The following is a 17,897-nucleotide window of genomic DNA, read 5'->3' on the forward strand; positions in this document are numbered from 1 at the left end:
GCTTAGACAAACAGCCCATTATATTCGTATCAATTGTACCACCCTAATAGTTTTATTGGGAGCTTCGAGTATCTGGTTAGCTTCATCCACCTGGCAAATTGTACCCTACTAGTTTTATGGTGAGGCGTAATATTGCTCGCGAGAGTTTGGGGATGGCGTATTCCGTCATCCGGATATTACTCCCTGACAGACTTATACCCCCTTCTCCCCGGAATGTACCCCTCTACTATATTTCGACAGTGCAGTGCCTGGCACCACAGCTGGGATTGCAATTTGGTGAACAGCCTGGACAAGCCGTTCTTCAGTTATGTCCTATAGTTGTTGGATAGACTGTTGAATCTCGAAACCAAAGCTCAATCTTTATTCATGACAGATAGTTTCACGGCAACCTCCGCATCGCGGGCTATAGGCCTGCGCATGCACTGTTTCAGGGAAAGGGGGACGATCTGAAAAGATATCCCCGTTAACACATGAAACTGAATCAATCGTTTTCAAACTATGGTGCCAGAAAAGTATATATAGACGGCGAAGTATTGCTCCAGCCGGAATTTTCAATGAACGGACTGTCTGAAAAAACAATCCGGTTCTTTACCCATTTCCTTCTACGTTATTATGGCATTCCTAATGCGTTAACCTGCAAGTCGCATTACGATAACCTGATCACTCACACGATGGGATTGCATGAGAAAACAAAATCCAAATCAGAATTAGTAGTCACTATTATTAGAAATCATGGCCTGGTTGAATGAGTATTCAGAATGGGGGACCATCTGGACAGACGGCCCCGTCTGAACTCAAGTAAATCCCCAGTAACTCACCGGGTTATTAGCAGCTTAATTTTCCGGGCAACAAACAACATGGCAGTCCTACTGCCGGATAACTACAACCGGAAAACGTAAATTGAGAATATACCTGATGAATTATTTGAACTGATGTCACAGAGCTACACATCAGTATGGGACTAACAAGTAATGCACTGAACCTGGAGGGACAGTATCATATGGTTGGTTTTTCACTAGTTTTTTCAATAATCATGGCTTTAATGCTTTATGTTCTAAAAAATTTTAAGTATTTTAAAGCTAAATGCATCAGACTTTTGCTGTTATCTGATTGATAATTTGATTATCATGAAGCAAAAATAAGAAGCACTGCGACACGAAAACCAGGTTTATAGCAATTATGATCCCCGAATGAGAATGAACAGACCAAAGGCACTCTGAACAAAATGAACAAAGGGCAGTTCTCATCGATTTAATCACAGGCGGCAATACAGTAACCAGTTTCAGAAAAATTACTTCCCGCAGCACCTGCTGGCAAGGTTTTCGGCTTTTATTCAACACTAAAAAACTTTCATATGCTGCAACAAATTAGCGGTACCTTATTCGGTGTGGCTATAGGCGATGCCCTCGGCGTACCAGTGGAATTTGAAACACAGGCCTACCTCCGGGAAAAACCTGTGACAGACATGCTGGGCTATGGCAGCTGGAATCAGCCACCAGGCACATTTTCTGACGACGCCTCCCTCACCTTCTGCACCGCAGAAAGTCTCATTAACGGCTACGACATCCAAGACATGGCGCAACTGTTTGTAAAATGGTATAGTGATGGCTACTGGAGCGCACACGGCAAAGTATTCGATATCGGTAACACCACCCGCAGAGCACTGCACCGCGTTAGCACCGGCACTTCCCCCCTGCTCACTGGCGGATTCGAAGATTTCGAAAACGGCAACGGCTCCCTCATGAGGATTGCGCCGGTTACATTTTATGTAGCCCACGAAATGGATATCGAAAAAAGATACCAGACAGTAAAAGAAGTTTCAGGTATCACCCATCAGCATTTCAGATCAGTTTTTGCCTGCTTCATCCAGGTGGAATTCCTCCGGCTGCTGATCACTGAAAAAGATAAACAGGCTGCCTATCAGCGCCTCCAGCAAGTTATACAGAGCTTCCTCGCCGTAAGGCACTTTAGCCCTGCGGAAGTGAAGCTCTACAAACGAATACTCGACGGAACACTCCCTGCCCTGCATGACGAGGAAATCACCGCATCCGGATACGTAGTAAACACCCTGGAAGCGGCCATCTGGTGCTTCCTGACCACCAACTCCTACGAAGAATGCGTGCTGAAGGCGGTAAACCTGGGGGAAGACACCGATACCACCGGCGCTGTAGCCGGCGCGCTGGCGGGCCTTCATTACGGTTACGACCAGCTCCCGGAAAAATGGATAAACGTACTTGCGAGAAACGCAGATATCCAGTCCCTGGCAGAAAGATATAAGGAGGCATTAAACCTGCAGCCGGCCTAGCTCCCGGAAAATGGATAAATGCCCCCGTCAAAACCGCAGATATCCAGTCCCTGGCGGAAAGATATAAAGAGGCATTAAACCTGCAGCCGGCCTAGCCCTTGGAAAATGGATAAATGCCCGTCAAAACCGCGGATAACCACCTCCTGGCGGAAAGATATAAAGAGGTATTTCTCAAGCCGGAAAATGAATAAATACCCTCCTCAAAACCTCGAAAATCCTCCCCCTGGCGGAAAGATATAAAGAGGCATTAAACTTGCAGTCTGCATAAGTGTCAAATACCTGTAGTGCCGGGAAATTCCTCCCGGCATATGCAGGAAACGCTCATCAAATGAAACAGAGAATATTCGGACTGTTGGTGCTGACCGGGATTTTAAGCACCTGCACGCTCCACTCAGCCTATGCACAACGTGGCCACTATGGCGGCCGTATAAACGCAGGTCCCCGCTATTCAACACCAAGAGTATACAGCGCGCCAGGCCCCCGTTACATTCGAACTGTTCCCGGTCCCGGCCCACGTGTAGTCGTTCACGGTGGCATTACCGTTAACCGTGGTTATCCGGGTTACTACCACTACCGCGGCTACCGCCCCTACTACCGGTATTATTACCCACCCGTTGGTTTCTACGTAAATACACTTCCTTATGGCTACTTCTCCCTGGGTACAGCCTTTGGCCCTGTATACTACTACGGTGGCACCTACTACTCCCGGTCCAACAACCAGCAAGGCTATGACGTGGTAGATGCACCAACAGGCGCCATGGTACCTAACCTCCCCGACGGCGCGCAGGAAGTTACAGTGGACGGCAACGTGTACTATGATGTAAACGGCACCTACTACCAGGAAGTAATGACTGATAGCGGCAGAAGATATAAAGTGGTTGGCAAAAGTAATTCCGAACCCAATAACACCTACCCTGACGACCAGGACGCCCAACCCGACGAGCTACTGGCAGAACTCCCGGAAGGCACCAGAAGCGTGAAAATCAATAACCAGGAATACTGGTTATCACCAGACGGCATGTACTATCAATATGTTGAAAGTAATGGCACCAGCGGCTACAAAGTAGTTGGTAAAACAGATGCCGGCGAATAATAACACTATAAAAGTAAAGCGGCTGCATCACATGCGTGATACAGCCGCTTTACTTTTAGGTACCTGATGGAATCAGCACCCTGATACTTACCAGCTGCTGCTCGCTCCACCCCCGCCAGAAGAGCCCCCACCCCAGGATGAACTGGAAGAGGAGGAAGAGCTGGAAGAGGAGGACGAGGAGGACGATGATTCTGAGATCTTCGGAATCGTAAACCTAAAATCTTTAGAAAACCCGCAAGCTGCACATAAATAGGTTTTAATACCCCAGCCAGCCGATTTGGTAGTTGCCCGCTTCTGGGTCCTGGTGGTTTTACACTGAAAGGTTTTATGTGCACAGGTAGGACAGGACGACACCGCCGCATGAAAGTCCGTGTAGTCCAGCACCAGCTGATAATCATCTTTTTCACAGCGCCATACATCATAATCCACAGAGCTGAGTTTTTCTTCAATCACCTGGGCTTTCTCCAGGTATGGGTCTTCGTTTTTTTCATCGAGGCGGTGCAGCTGCTGGTGGCAATGCGGACAGTCATAAGGAGTATCCCGGAGTTTTTTCTGTTCATGGCGGTACCAGCGCAGATATATCAACAGAAAAGGTAACGGGAATATATACCCTGAAAACTCCAGCTGACTATGAGCGGCCGAGAGGCGCTGCCAGCGCGTATGCCGATCCGCACCACGCAAAGCCGTTTCGGCACGCAGGCGCACTATCAATACCGCCAGGTGCATAAACAGCACCCATGTGACATAATATACCAGCAACACTTTAAAGAATCCAAGCCGTACGTTATAGTGCGCGTCCATAAACCACAGCAGCCACCAGGCGGTGATATGTATCAGCAGCAGCCCAATCCATCCCGGACGCAGAAAATCATTACTCATCTCCTTGATACTTACCGGAATGTTATCTACATCCGGATCGGGATTTTTCTTCTTCTTTCTTTTTCTGCCGCCAAAGCTGGCATGCATGAGGATAGGAGAAAATATTAACATCAGCACCAGGCCAATGAAAAATCCCGGTCCCGGCGAGCGGTCAATAAAATCATTTTCCAGTTGCGCCGTGGCTTCGGCAAAGCCGCCATTATCCTCCGTAGTACCAGCAAATGCCTGGGGGTTAGCCACCACCATACCGTCTTCCACGGATACCAGGGAGCTGTCGGTAATAGGGGCTATATATTCCTCCTCCGCTGCCTCATCGTAGGCATATTTGCCGGTGCGCAGCTGGGAGGCTACGGACTTCACCCCGCTGATAAAGGCATCATCGTAGTTATTGTCCTTTATATGCGGGATCATATATTCCTGCTGAATGCGGAAGCACAGGATATCCGGCAGGTCGCCTTCGAGGCCTTTTCCGGTTTCGAACACTAGTTTACGGGCGTCCCGTACCAGGAAAATCAGCAGGCCGTTATTCGTTTCTTTTCGGCCGATGCCCCAGGTATTAAACAGTTTGTGTGCAAAATCCGTAGGATCTTCGTCTCCTATATTTTCCTGTAAAACCACGGCTACCTGGGCAGTACCTTCCTTATCGAGGTCCGTAAGCATACCGTTGATCGTAGCTGTAGCCGATTCGGACAACATATGAGCCGGATCGCTCACATAACCGCCATCGGTTTGTTTTGGGTCAGGGATATCCTGGGGAGTAATTCGCTGCTTTTTTTCCTGGCAGGAAAAAAGGGTTACCAGGAATACCAGCAGTAATGACTTCAGTCTCATTGCTGTAACTTTTGTGGCACGAAGATAATATTACAGGGCAGAAATTAACATCTCCCCATAAAACAGTTGATATACGGGAAAATTAATCCGCTCAGCAAGCGTTATATGAGTAACCTTTGGGCAATTAAGCCGTTATTTATCCGGCAATCATAAAATATAACTAATTTAGTAAACGTACTATTATTCAAACAGCGTCTATGAAAAGGTTACTCGCACTGTTCACCCTTGTATTACCTCTTGCCTTGCAGGCGCAAAGCAAGCTGGCACAGAATATTATTGATGATTTCTCTAACCGGACAGCTTATCATTACTCGCTGAAAAACGATTCCATCACGGGCTATATCGCTGAACAGCTTACCCGTAGCGGCGCAGGGGGAATAGATGTGGATGCCACCATGTTTAAACTCGGCGACGACCAGGGCGCATTCGAGGCGTCCCTGAAATACCTGTACCAGTATAGCGACTGCAACCGCCAAAAGTTCATCGAGAACCTGAAAAGCATGGGATTAAAAAACAACAGCATTTTCCCCATTGCCACCTTCACGGCTAATAAATATAAAGACCAGTCCAAAGATTTATTGGAAGACAAAAAGGACTTTCTGGTAACCTATACGGGCCCTAATACCGGTAAAACACCGCCGCCCGCAGCAGTTGCTACTGTTCAACATAACGCGGACGGCAGTACGACCATCACCGGAACCACTGAATCCACCACAGAAAGCAGTGTGGCCGATACTTCCTCGGCTACAGCCGCAGCGGATACACGCGACTGGGAAGTAAAACCAGTTTTCAAAACCCGCAATGCCGAGCAGCTGATCAATATGTACGGCAAGGAAAACGTGATCCTCCGCGATGGTAGCGATATCTCCGGGAATGCCACCGGCAAAAACGCCTTCGTGGTGTACCCTGATACCGACAATGAACTGCAAATAGAAATGGATGGCGACGACGGCAACACCCTGCTGTTCAGCTTCGAGCATACCAAATGGAAAACACCTTTTGGCCTTAAACCCGGCGATCCACTGGAAAAACTGCTTAAAATAAACGGTCGTCCTTTTAAATTCAATGGTTTTGAGTGGACCGACAGCGGCCTGGTAAGCAGCTGGGAAGGGGGGCAGCTAAATGGTAAAGGCGTGGAAATAGTGCTGCGTGCCAATAATACCGGCGATCCTAAACTCTACGACCAGGTAACCGGCGATAAAAGTATCCGCTCCGATAACGGCGCCCTGAAAAAACTCAACGTCGTTATTCAGTCCATTACTTTTAAATCAAACTAACTCAACACTTGCATTGCTCCATCCGGATTTTTATCTTGGTGTTATGAAACACTATATTAAAGCCGGATGGAGCCTTTTTATTTTACTCCTCTGCATTTCCGCGTATACATCTGCACAAACAGTGAAGAAACCATCTTTAAATCATTTAGCCATCTACGTTGTAGATCTGGAAAAAAGTACCACCTTTTACCGCGACATTATCGGACTGGAAACCATGGACGAACCGTTTAAAGACGGCCACCATTCCTGGTTTAAGGTAGGCCCGCATTCCCAGGTGCATATCATTTCAGGCGCACAGGCACCCACTACCCACAATAAAAACACGCATATCTGCTTCTCCGTACCAGTGATGAACGATTTCCTGGCTAACCTCCGCAGACAGCACATTTCGTATGAGGACTGGGCCGGCAAACCGGATGCTGTTACCAACCGCGTAGACGGAGTAAAACAAGTGTGGCTGCAGGACCCTGATGGTTACTGGATCGAAATAAATGACGATAAGTATTAATGGATTATTCATTGTCAGCCCTTTGCAGGATTTTTACTATATTCAGTAATAAGTTTTTCATCCTGATCATCGTGTTATGACATTACTACTGAATGTTCCAGCGGCTGATACCAATCAGGCCGAGAGTGCGGGTGCAGTTTACCATGAAGATACCAGCAAATGGCTGTTGCCGGATGCCGCCTACGGACGGCTACACGAAGTGCAGCAATGGCTTGCCCCGGAAGGATATATTGTATTGTCTGATAATATATTGATTGCGGAGAGTCGCGCGGTATGCAGCCACTGTGGGCATACCAATCTGGTGATAGCCATTGGGAGCGACTTTTTCTTCGAACGCGATATCAACGAAAGAGATGAGGAAGTATGGGTAGAGCAGGATTTTTTCGCCTTATTTCATTGCCTGACCTATATTTCTGATAACCTGGTGGGGCTTTTGAGAGATAGCTACCCACACTACAGACCGGCGCCACCTGAAGAGGGTAAGGTGTACTGGTATAATCACTGCACCCAATGCCAACAGCCGATGGATGATCACCGGCTGATGGACGTACCGGGGCAAACCTTTCATCCCCGCAACAGTGAGGAAGCCGCCACTATTACCTTGCGGACCTTCCAATCCAAATACGCGCCACTGCTCGATGCTGACTATGAAGTCTCCCAACATCCAAAACTGATTGCTGAATTTGCTGCACGAATCTGACACCATGCATTTCAAAATTCTTTCTACCTTAGTAGAGTTAATTTTCGATTGATGTCCGACGCAGGTCAACCAAACAGTCAGCCAACGTGGATGCAGCGCCTCCGGGAAGACGACACTACTGCATTTACCGAAATCTACGAAGCATACCGGGACAAGCTGCTGGCAGTAGCCTATAACAGGCTATGCGACCTGCAGGCGTCCGAGGATGTGGTGCAGGATGTATTTGCCAGCCTATGGCACCAGCGGCACAACAGCCAGATCGAAAATGCCGGCGCCTACCTCGCCACCGCCGTGAAATATAAAGTGCTGGACCGTTTCCGTCGCGAACAATTGTTACGCCAGTACCAGCAGGTATATAGTGCCGATATTACTGTTAATACTCCCACTCCTGAGTCAGCGCTACAGTATAAGCATATCATGGAGTTATATCAGGAAGAAGTTAACCGTCTCCCTGAAAAATGTCAGCTGATTTTCCGATATAGCCGTGAGCAGGGCATGCCCGTGAAAGAAATTGCAGCGGCTCTTAACATCTCCCATAAAACTGTTGAAAACCAGCTCACAAAGGCTTTGCGGCATTTGAAGGGCAATATCAAACATTATTTCTCCCTCTTTTTATAATTTTTTTTAATTGCGCGTAGGGGATCGGCCTGAGTTGTTCGACTCTCCTATGTAATTGCCCGTTTATGAAAGAAAACCAGGATCTATTCATCGCTATAGAAAAGTACTTGCGGGGAGAAGCCTCTCCGGCAGAAGCTGCGTTGGTAAATCAGTGGTATAACTCCTTCAACGATGAGGAAGTTACAATTACAACACCACCGGAATACAGAAAAGAAGAAATTTACTGGAAGATGCAAGCGCAGCTGGCGGCTATAGTGGCGCCTGCAACGCCGGTTGTTTCCATGAGAAGCCTATGGATAAAGCGTGCGGCAGTAGCTGCAAGTATACTGGTGCTCATTAGTGCCGGTATATTGATAGCTGCCCGTGTAAAAATTCGTATGGGTACCGATGTTACCGTTGCTGATGCTGCAAAGGCACCGGTGATGCCGGGCAGTAACAAAGCCGTGCTGATTCTCGATGATGGTAGTAGTCTCGCCCTGAACGACAGTGCAGGCCAGCAACTCAGCGGCGCTTCGGTGCGTGGGCAGGCCCTGGTGTACGACCAATCCGGCAACGTCATAGCGGGTGCTACAAAATTCAACACCCTGCAAACACCAGCTGGTGGACAGTTTGCGGTAGTATTACCCGATGGCAGTAAGGCATGGCTCAACGCAGCCAGCTCCCTCCGCTACCCTACCGCTTTCACCGGGAATAACAGGACGGTGATACTGGATGGTGAAGCCTACTTTGAAATTGCTGCCGATAAAAATAAACCCTTTGTTGTGGAAGTGAACCAAATGAAAGTGCAGGTATTAGGCACGTCGTTCAACATTATGGCCTACAACAATGAAAATGCAGTTAAAACCACACTGATCACCGGCGCCGTGAATGTAAGCAGCGCCAATGCCACCAAACACCTGCTCCCCGGCCAGCAGGCCTCGTTCGATAACCAGGAGCAGTTCACCATCGGCAACGTGGATGTAGGCGCTGTTATCGCGTGGAAAGAAGGGAAATTCGAATTCAGTGGGGAAGATATTACGGTAGTATTAAGACAGATAGCCAGGTGGTACGACCTCCAGCTTGAACTGACGGATGGCATTCCCGAAGGTCATCTCAGTGCCACATTTCCACGCAGCACCAGCCTGGAAAATGTTATGAAAATGCTGGAGCTGAGCGGCATCCACTGTGAAATTGCCAACAGAAAACTGATAGTTAGAAAAAGCTAAATAGCACTATTCCAAATGTAGAAAATGTTTAAAACTGGTACTAAAAAAAATAAGCTACAGCGCAATGAAAAATTGATATCTATAACAAACACTATGCGGTTATGGCATTCCATGTACCATAACTATTCTATCCGGTAACAATATTCTTTTTCACCAAACCTCTGTGATGTATGAGTTCAACTCAGTACAATGGGATCTCGTATGCCTTAAAGTCCCGTTACGCCAGCACCCTCCGGGTGCTTAAACTAACCGTTGCCCTGCTGATAATCCTTAGTATGCAGGTGACAGCCCTCGGTTATGCACAAACGCTGACCTTGCATTCCCGCAATGCCAGCTTAGTAGAAATTTTCAGAAGTATCACCAAGCAAACGGGCTACAGTTTTATGTACCGCGATGAGCTGCTTAGCCGTGCACAGCGTGTAACCATTTCCGTTAACAACGTGGCGCTAAAAACTGCTTTGGACCTGTGCTTCCAGGATCAACCACTTGCTTACTCCATTGTGGATAAGGTAATTGTGGTAGACGCCCGCAAAGAGAAAGCACAAAAAAATATTGCGGCGGAACAAAACGGTGATTTACGCGGACAGATCGTAAACGATAAGGGGGAATCTCTTCCTGGTGCGTCCGTAGTAGTAAAAGGCACCACCAAACGTGCCATGACAGATGAGAAGGGAGCGTTTTTACTCCATGATGTAAATACCAGCGAAGGTGTGCTGGTAGTAGATTACATCGGCTTTGAAAAGCAGGAGATAGCGCTCCAGGGCCGATCATCCATCACAATAACCCTGAAACCGAAAAGTGCAGACCTCACAGATGTGGTGGTAGTTGGATACGCTACGCAGAAGCGTGTAAACCTGACCGGTGCAGTAGCTACTGTTACCAGTAAAAGTCTGGAAAACCGTCCTGTCACAAACGTATCCAGCGCATTAGCCGGTTTGAGTCCCGGCCTGCAGGTACGCCAGAACTCCGGCAAGCCCGGCTCCGACGGTGCCACCATCCGCGTACGTGGCGTGGGAACGCTCAACAACAGTGACCCGCTGGTGGTAATTGATGGTATCATTGGCACTATGGATGCGGTGAATCCGAATGATATTGAAAGCATGTCCGTGCTGAAAGATGCGGCCTCCTCTTCTATCTACGGTACACTCGCAGCCAATGGCGTTATTCTTATCACTACCAAAAAGGGCAACCGCAACCGCACTACCGTAACCTACAGCGGTAACCTTTCTACCGTGCGGCCCAGCAATCTCCCTAAATTTGTAAACGACTACGTACGTTACATGAACCTGTACAACGAGAGCGCGCGTAATCTCGGACAGGCAGAACTTTTCAAGCAAACGACGATTGATACCTGGACCAATGCCAACCAGCATCCCAATGACACCAATGCGTTCGGCATCCCTAACTCCGTCGTATACGCCAATACCGACTGGTCAGACGCTGTTTTCACCAATAACATCCTTCAACAGCACAACGTATCCGTATCCGGTGGCAGCGAAAAATCTACCTACCTGTTTTCAGGATCTTACCAGGATAACCCGGGAACCATGGACAATACAGGGTCTAAGAGATATCAACTGCGCTTAAACCTGGATACCCGTATCAATAAATATATCAACGTAGGTACGCAGACGTTTGCTTCACAGGAATCGTTAGGCCTTGGTAACACCGAAAATGCCTTTAACTTTCTGCGTCAAACCACGCCAGGCGTTCCTACACAATGGCAGGGCAAATTTGGTTTTCCATCCGCACTGGAAGAATCTCAAACCGCCAACAACATTCTACTGTACCTTAATAACGTAGCTGGTAAAAACGTCATCAACCGGTTTAACTCTACCGTGTACGCTACAATCTCTATCCTGAAAGGACTAACTTTTGAAACCCGTTTCAACTACCAAACACGTTACCAGGACAAGCAGTCCCACGATGTACCCTTTGCCAAATGGGACTTTACCACCAATGTGGCCCGCTCTCCGGCTGCTACGCCGGATCAGTTAAACACGAGCACTGATCACATAAAAGAATATACTACCACTTTCGATAACGTACTCCGCTACAGTACACAGCTGAAAGGAGGCCATGAAATCGGTGCACTGGCAGGTTATAACCAGAATTATTACTACTATAACCGTGACGCAGCTACGCGCAAGGGACTGATATCTGAATCCATTACCAACATTAACGTTGCCGGTAACACGAACAATATTTTTGAAGGTACTGAATACGATAACGCCCTCCGTTCCTGGTTTGGACGTGTGAACTATGCCTACAGAAATAAATATCTGTTAGAAGCTAACCTCCGTTATGATGGTTCTTCCCGTTTTGCACCGGCTTCCCGCTGGGGTTATTATCCTTCTTTCTCTGCAGGATGGCGACTTACAGAAGAAGGCATCTTCAAGGATCTGTTACGTAATGTGCAACAGCTGAAGCTCCGCGGTTCATGGGGCAAGCTGGGCAACAATGGGGGCGGCGACCGTTCAAAAGGTAACTACGACTGGCAAACACTTTACAACCAGGTATACTACTCTTTCAATAATACCGCTGCCAACGGCCTTGCCGTTACCAAATTCGGCAATCCTTTCCTGCTGTGGGAAGCTACAGCCATCGCGGATGTGGGTGTAGACGCAACCTTCCTGAATAGTGCACTGAATGTAACCGTGGACTATTACAGCAAAACTACTTCAGGTATTATCACTACCCCTCCAATTCCGCTGACAGTGGGTAACGCCGCTGCACCTACGGTGAATACGGCTACCGTTTCCAATAAAGGAATCGAGTTAATCGCTTCTTATAATCGTAAGTTGGGAGATGTAGATGTGACTGTGGGCGGTAACTTCGCGTATAACAAAAACGTCATTACGTCGTACCGCGGCGCTTTGAAAGAAGGCTGGGTAACAGATGCCAGCGGTAATAAAACATGGTCATCCAACATTGGTGCGGTAGCATCTGCAGATGGTAATAGCTACCGGGTAGAAGGTAAACAGATAGATGAATACTACCTGTTTCCGGTATACCAGGGTAATGGCAGCCACTTTAATACAGACGGCAGTGTGAACATCAACGGGGGGCCGCGTGATGGAATGATCCGCACCACACAGGATATGGACTGGCTGAAAGCTATGATGGCTAAAGGTTACAGCTTCCTGCCTGCACAGGGTGTGGATAAGGGAAAAATCTATTACGGGGATCTGATTTATGCAGACACCAATGGCGACGGCATCTACGGTAATAACTTTGACAGAACATTCACCGGTAGCAGTGGCACCCCGAAAATCAACTATGGCTTTAATTTCGCGGCTTCCTGGAAAGGTATTTACCTGACTATGGTATGGGCAGGCAGCACCGGCTTCCAGTATTATTACAACGACCGCGGCTATTTAAGCTCTGTGACTTCCGCCGGTAATGCCATCGGGCTGGATGTTGCGGACGATCACTACTATTACAACGATGCCAATCCGAATGATCCGGCGAACAACATTAACGGAAAATACCCCCGCTTAAAACTCAACACCGATCCTCAAAACAGTGTGGCCAACTACTTCTACCTGTACAACGCTTCTTACCTGAAACTGAAAAACCTGCAGATAGGTTACCAGATTCCGGAGAGCATTACTAAAAAGGCAACGATTAGTCGTGCAGTCGTCTATGTTAGTGGCGAAAACCTGCTGACCATCACCAAATATCCGGGCCTGGACCCTGAAATTGGCGCCAGCGTTGGTTATCCTACAATGAGGCAGTTTGCCGTGGGTCTTAATGTTACATTCTAGTAAAAAGTAAGCGTATGAAAAAGTTCAGAATTCTATTATATACTGCCGGCGTATTATCGCTGGCCAGCTGCAAACAGGACCTGCTGGATACCTTGTCGTACACACAGCAGAGCGACGAAACCATGTGGAGTACCGATAACCTGACCGACCAGGGGATAGCGGGCGTATATGCTGCGTTGCGTTTGGGTATCGACCCAAGCGCAGCCTCCGGCAATGAGCTGTATCAGCTGGATCGCTATGGCGTTGGCGGTATGACCCGTGATGCCGATGGATTACAGGTAGGTACCATTACACCCAGCAGCAGCATGTTCAGCAACAACTGGAAATATTTTTATGATGGCATTCAGCGTGCAAACGGCGCTATTGTTAACATTCCGTTGAAATCACCTTCTGCGGATGATAAGAAAGCGCGGTATGTAGCGGAGGCAAAGTTCCTGCGCGCTTACTTCTACATGCGTTTGAACCAGCTGTGGCACGGAGTGCCGGTATACCTGAAACCATTTTCTGCCGATGAGGCCACCAAAGGCCGCGAAACAGAAGACAGCGTTTGGAGGGTAGTGATCAACGACCTGACCGACTGCATCAGCGAGCCTAATCTCCCGGCGAAATATGGCAAAGGCAATGCTAACTACGGACATATTACCAAGGGTGCAGCCTATGCCCTGCGCGGGAAAGCATATCTCTACACAAAAAATTACCCGGCCGCCGCTGCTGACTTTGCACAGGTAGAAGCTGCCGGCTATACGCTGTTTAACGGTGATTACAAAGCGCTGTTTAAAGAAGCCAATGAGCAGTCGGACGAAATGATTTTCTCCCTGCAAAACATTGCGGTGAGCAACTTTGGCTCTACCACACAGTTTTTCTGCGGTAACCGCAGCTCCTTCGGCTCCTGCTGGAATACTTACCTGATTTCGCCGGTGGTGGTGGATATGTATGAAAATACCGATGGCAGCCGGTTTGACTGGAATAAAATTATTCCAAATTACAGTACTATGCCGGTGAAGCAGCGGGAAGTATACTTCTTCCGGGATGGGCTTACTACTGCTGAAATCAACGCCGCCACTGCCCGTGGACTGGACATGAGCGTATACCTGCCGGCGGGCAACGAAGCGCGTATCAAGGCAGCTTACACCAATCGGGATCCACGTTTAGCCGCTAACGTTATTACGCCATATGCCGATTACCTCGGTGTAAATGGAAGCGCTAATCAGTCGTACGTTTCCAGGTGGCCATTCCGCTCCAACACCACACCCGTATGGGATGTAGCAACCGACACCAAAGCATACTTCTACTACCTGCACCGTAAATTTGTATACGAAGGGGCTACAGAAACTATTAACAGAGCCTATGGCCCTATTGATTTTCCGGTGATCCGCTATGCAGATGTACTGCTGATGTGGGCGGAAGCTATAAACGAACAAGGCTTTAATCAGCAGGCCCTGGACCTGGTAAATAAAGTGCGTGCCCGTGTAAACCTGCCGGCATTACAAAACACAGATGCGGGCAAACCTACGTATGTAGCGGATCAAACGGCTATGCGCGAGCGTATACGCAATGAACGCCGCGTGGAATTTGTAAATGAAGGCATTAATTACTTTGATGAGTTACGCTGGAAAACCTGGAAGGAGAAAACCTTTGCTCCGGGTGCAGGTATTCAGCAGGTATGGGGTGCTAATGTGGTGAATTACTCCTGGAAAGGGGATTACATTTATGCATGGCCTATTCCGCAGGCGGAGATTGAAAGGAATCAAAACCTGAAACAGAATGACGGGTGGATAAATTAAATGTAAAATGATAGAAAAGCCGGCTTTTTTGAAAATAGCCGGCTTTTTTATTTGAAATCATTTAAAGAATATTTTCAAATGAAAACATTTTTTGAAGTAAAAAACAAGGGATAAATTTATATAAGTTCGTTTAAAATGAACGGCAGCAGGTACGCAGCTACTGATTAAACATCGCTGCGGAATACGTTTGAGAACGTATTGACCATGGAACTAACAATCAAATTCAGGCAACAAAAGCTAGAAGATGAGAATTATTTCCATGCCTCCAATTTATGCATTCGAGGCCAAACACGCTGCTGCCGCACCGGCACTGAATGAATGGTGCGCAAGGATAAAACGAACCAAATGTTCACATCTACATGAATTAAGAAAAATTGTTTCTGGTTCTGTTGATTATGTAGGAGGGCAATGTATGTATATCTTCAACATTGGAGGAAATAAGTACAGGATACTTACATCTATTCATTTTAACAGGCAGGTGGTATATATACGTGCTATACTTACTCACGCTGTTTATGACGAACATAGTAAGAACGGGACCTTATTACATTTATAACATGAATAATTTGGGGTTATGAAAATCAAAAGCAAGCAGGAATACCGTTCAGCAATGGCTGAAGTAGAGTCCCTTTATCAGAAAGGTTTTTCCAACCTAAGCAACAAGGAAGAGGATAAGCTAGAGGAACTCGCGGAAGGTATTGAAGCCTGGGAAAGTGTAGAATACCCAATGCCTATCTCTCCGCGGTTCTCCGAAATCCTTGATCATCTAATTGATACAAGGGATTTTACACAATGCGCGCTGGCGGAAGCATTAAATATTTCCAATGGCTATCTTAGCCAGCTGCGGCAAGGCATTAAATCTCCCAATACAGAAGTATTAGTGAATATGCATCATAAATTTCAGATAGACGGGAACTTGCTGTTGGAAAGCCTGGCTCCTAAATAGTGCGGACATGCCAATTAAGCAGGTGGCTTTATCAATACCAATGTTATACTTCCTGACCCTCATTCTAAGCACATCCTGTGTTATTACCGCACCTCAAACACCGTCAGCAAACCTTTGTGATCCGTTGGCCACACGCCTACCGGCTCCATAAACACATCTTTTCCTGTTTCCTTACCGCGCTGATTACGTATAATAGATCCGGCCGGGCCTACTACATTGCTTTTGAGGACTTTAAGTTTTTTGTCAGGATAAAAGTAGATGAAGTCAATACGTTCCCTTTCATCCGCATCCGGTGCCCAGGCGAGTTTGCAAACGGGAACGGCTGTATTATCCGCCGGGAAGGTGAAGCCCGGATGGGTCACCGGATTTGGGTATAATTCCCGGAAACTATCCTTAAAGCCTTGCTGGTACAGCATGGCGGAGCAGGTCCAGTTTGCGGTAACGCCGTGGTGATCGAAAAGCTGACTGGTAGCTGATGTCCAGTCGAGGTGACTTGCTTCGTTGAAATCGCCGCCCAGGAAAATCAACCTTCCGGCTTTCTTATCCGCGGCGGCCGTTTTGAGGAATGCTGCGATAGCCTCATCCCGCTTAGAAGCCAGATTGGACGCCATAATTGTATCAATATTAGTGACAGGCGCAGGTAACTTTTTCCAGGTAACACCATCGTAGCCACGAGGCAGGTATACCGCGTAATTCAGGTAATCCAGGTGGGCGGAGTACACGGCTATTTCGCGGCCTGAGGCTTTGGTAATCAGTTTATAAATTTCGCCCTGGCCTTCAAATACAGTGCTGCTGTCCGTGATGGGAGTGCGACTCATTACACCGGCGCCATTGCTGAAAAAAGAATAATACTGCTTTCCTTTGGCTGCAAGAGAGGCCACTATACGGTCGCAAAAGCGGGTGTTGTTGTAATTACGTACCTCACTGAGGGTAACGATATCAGGATTCAGGCGGTCTATTTCCGCAACTATGGCGTCATAACCACCGGGCACAATGGTGCCTTCCTGCCAGATGTTGAGTTGCAATATGGAAAGCTGCTTGTTTTGAGCGCTGGTGGTTAGTGCAAAAAGCAGCAACGCCAGAGTGGTTAAAAGTTTCATTATTCACTGTTCGTTTGTACTTAAATGTAAGTTAATTAAAGCAATCATGTTTGCTTTAATGCATTCGGCGACTATCGCTCCAGTTTCTTTAACCGCTCCTGCTGCTCCGCCAGCAGCTGTTCCTGCTTTTCAATTCGCTTTTGTTGCTCAATTACATATAAAGTGAGCTCCTCAATTTTCCTAAGCAGTTGAGCCTGCGTGTCACTTACATCCAGTCCTTCTTCAGCCACTTCGGCTGCCGAAGGGATTCCTGGAAGATGTTGGTGTGTATTGATATAAGATTCTACTTCTTTTAAAGAAGGCAGGTTGTAAGAAGGAGTAAACACATAATCCGGCCAGTTACCTGCTGTTTTAACTTTGATGCGTTCTGCGATCATATTGCCTGCTACAGCGAGTTTATAGCCAGCAGTATAAGCTGTACCGATTCCGACATCATTCATGTGCGTTACAAAAAAAGCAGGGCTGGATGCATATGTTAGCGCCTCATAGGATTCGGCTTGAGGTGCCGCTATGATATAAAAACCTCCACCAAATTTATCAACGCTGGCCCCCATTTTAATACCATATGAAGTCGTCAAACTGGCATGATTAACAAACTCAATCATCCCATTACCATTACTTTCAGCACCCAATCGCATTACTTCAAAATTATATGGACCAGGAAAACTGATCTTACTTGTATTATCGGGATATTTATTTCCTATTTGTAATGCAGACTGTGGATTATCTGTATTAATACCCACATTGCCTCCATTTGGATTCAACAAAACCGGAGCCTGGGCAGAAGCGCCTGCATTAATGGCAACAATACCAAGCAGGACTAAAATCACTTTTTTCATAGATGGGACGTTTTAGTACGGTTATTTGAAGCACAAATCTAAAAA

At 47.3% G+C, this 17,897-nt stretch carries 15 protein-coding genes; 12 read left to right on the plus strand and 3 right to left on the minus strand.

Features of this window, described 5'->3' with window-relative positions; all coding sequences use genetic code 11:
• Positions 1-470 precede the first annotated feature (470 nt).
• The 3 genes from KW844_RS22945 (at position 471) to KW844_RS22955 (ending at position 3,398) form a co-directional block, all read left to right on the plus strand.
• Positions 471-749 (plus strand): hypothetical protein, encoded by a 279-nt coding sequence (locus KW844_RS22945; RefSeq protein ID WP_218379128.1) that lies wholly within the window; start codon positions 471-473, stop codon positions 747-749.
• Between the two features lie 605 nt (positions 750-1,354).
• Positions 1,355-2,305 (plus strand): ADP-ribosylglycohydrolase family protein, encoded by a 951-nt coding sequence (locus KW844_RS22950; RefSeq protein WP_218379129.1) that lies wholly within the window; start codon positions 1,355-1,357, stop codon positions 2,303-2,305.
• Between the two features lie 328 nt (positions 2,306-2,633).
• A complete protein-coding gene (locus KW844_RS22955) occupies positions 2,634-3,398 on the plus strand; it encodes a DUF6515 family protein (RefSeq protein WP_218379130.1) in 765 nt (254 codons plus the stop codon).
• Positions 3,399-3,485: 87 nt separating this feature from the next.
• Here KW844_RS22955 and KW844_RS22960 read toward each other — a convergent pair whose 3' ends face one another.
• Positions 3,486-5,108 carry a YgcG family protein gene (locus KW844_RS22960; protein ID WP_218379131.1) on the minus strand — a complete coding sequence of 541 codons (1,623 nt, stop codon included), beginning with the start codon at positions 5,106-5,108 and terminating at the stop codon, positions 3,486-3,488.
• 197 nt (positions 5,109-5,305) lie between these two features.
• Here KW844_RS22960 and KW844_RS22965 point away from each other — a divergent pair, with 197 nt between their 5' ends.
• The 9 genes from KW844_RS22965 to KW844_RS23005 all read left to right on the plus strand — a co-directional run bounded on the left by KW844_RS22965 (position 5,306) and on the right by KW844_RS23005 (position 15,913).
• Positions 5,306-6,385, plus strand: coding sequence for a hypothetical protein (locus KW844_RS22965; protein ID WP_218379132.1), 1,080 nt, complete (start codon positions 5,306-5,308; stop codon positions 6,383-6,385).
• Positions 6,386-6,428: 43 nt separating this feature from the next.
• Positions 6,429-6,893 (plus strand): VOC family protein, encoded by a 465-nt coding sequence (locus KW844_RS22970; protein ID WP_218379133.1) that lies wholly within the window; start codon positions 6,429-6,431, stop codon positions 6,891-6,893.
• 76 nt (positions 6,894-6,969) lie between these two features.
• Positions 6,970-7,593, plus strand: coding sequence for a hypothetical protein (locus tag KW844_RS22975; RefSeq protein WP_218379134.1), 624 nt, complete (start codon positions 6,970-6,972; stop codon positions 7,591-7,593).
• Positions 7,594-7,644: 51 nt separating this feature from the next.
• Entirely contained in the window at positions 7,645-8,211 is a 567-nt protein-coding gene (locus KW844_RS22980) for an RNA polymerase sigma-70 factor (protein ID WP_218379135.1), read from the plus strand.
• Positions 8,212-8,276: 65 nt separating this feature from the next.
• Positions 8,277-9,416 carry a FecR domain-containing protein gene (locus KW844_RS22985; RefSeq protein WP_218379136.1) on the plus strand — a complete coding sequence of 380 codons (1,140 nt, stop codon included), beginning with the start codon at positions 8,277-8,279 and terminating at the stop codon, positions 9,414-9,416.
• A 170-nt stretch (positions 9,417-9,586) separates the two neighbouring features.
• On the plus strand, positions 9,587-13,183 hold the full coding sequence (locus KW844_RS22990; RefSeq protein WP_218379137.1) for a TonB-dependent receptor: 3,597 nt from the start codon (positions 9,587-9,589) through the stop codon (positions 13,181-13,183).
• A gap of 14 nt (positions 13,184-13,197) precedes the next feature.
• A complete protein-coding gene (locus tag KW844_RS22995; protein WP_218379138.1) occupies positions 13,198-14,967 on the plus strand; it encodes a RagB/SusD family nutrient uptake outer membrane protein in 1,770 nt (589 codons plus the stop codon).
• 259 nt (positions 14,968-15,226) lie between these two features.
• A complete protein-coding gene (locus KW844_RS29480; RefSeq protein ID WP_370626514.1) occupies positions 15,227-15,523 on the plus strand; it encodes a type II toxin-antitoxin system HigB family toxin in 297 nt (98 codons plus the stop codon).
• A gap of 18 nt (positions 15,524-15,541) precedes the next feature.
• A complete protein-coding gene (locus tag KW844_RS23005) occupies positions 15,542-15,913 on the plus strand; it encodes a hypothetical protein (RefSeq protein WP_218379140.1) in 372 nt (123 codons plus the stop codon).
• 83 nt (positions 15,914-15,996) lie between these two features.
• Here the strand turns inward: KW844_RS23005 and KW844_RS23010 are convergent, their stop codons facing one another.
• A complete protein-coding gene (locus KW844_RS23010) occupies positions 15,997-17,013 on the minus strand; it encodes an endonuclease/exonuclease/phosphatase family protein (protein ID WP_218379141.1) in 1,017 nt (338 codons plus the stop codon).
• A 71-nt stretch (positions 17,014-17,084) separates the two neighbouring features.
• Positions 17,085-17,852 carry a SlyX family protein gene (locus KW844_RS23015; RefSeq protein WP_218379142.1) on the minus strand — a complete coding sequence of 256 codons (768 nt, stop codon included), beginning with the start codon at positions 17,850-17,852 and terminating at the stop codon, positions 17,085-17,087.
• Between the last annotated feature and the right edge of the window lie 45 nt (positions 17,853-17,897).

The organism is Chitinophaga sp. sic0106 (genome assembly GCF_019219075.1).
Taxonomy (GTDB): Bacteria; Bacteroidota; Bacteroidia; order Chitinophagales; family Chitinophagaceae; genus Chitinophaga.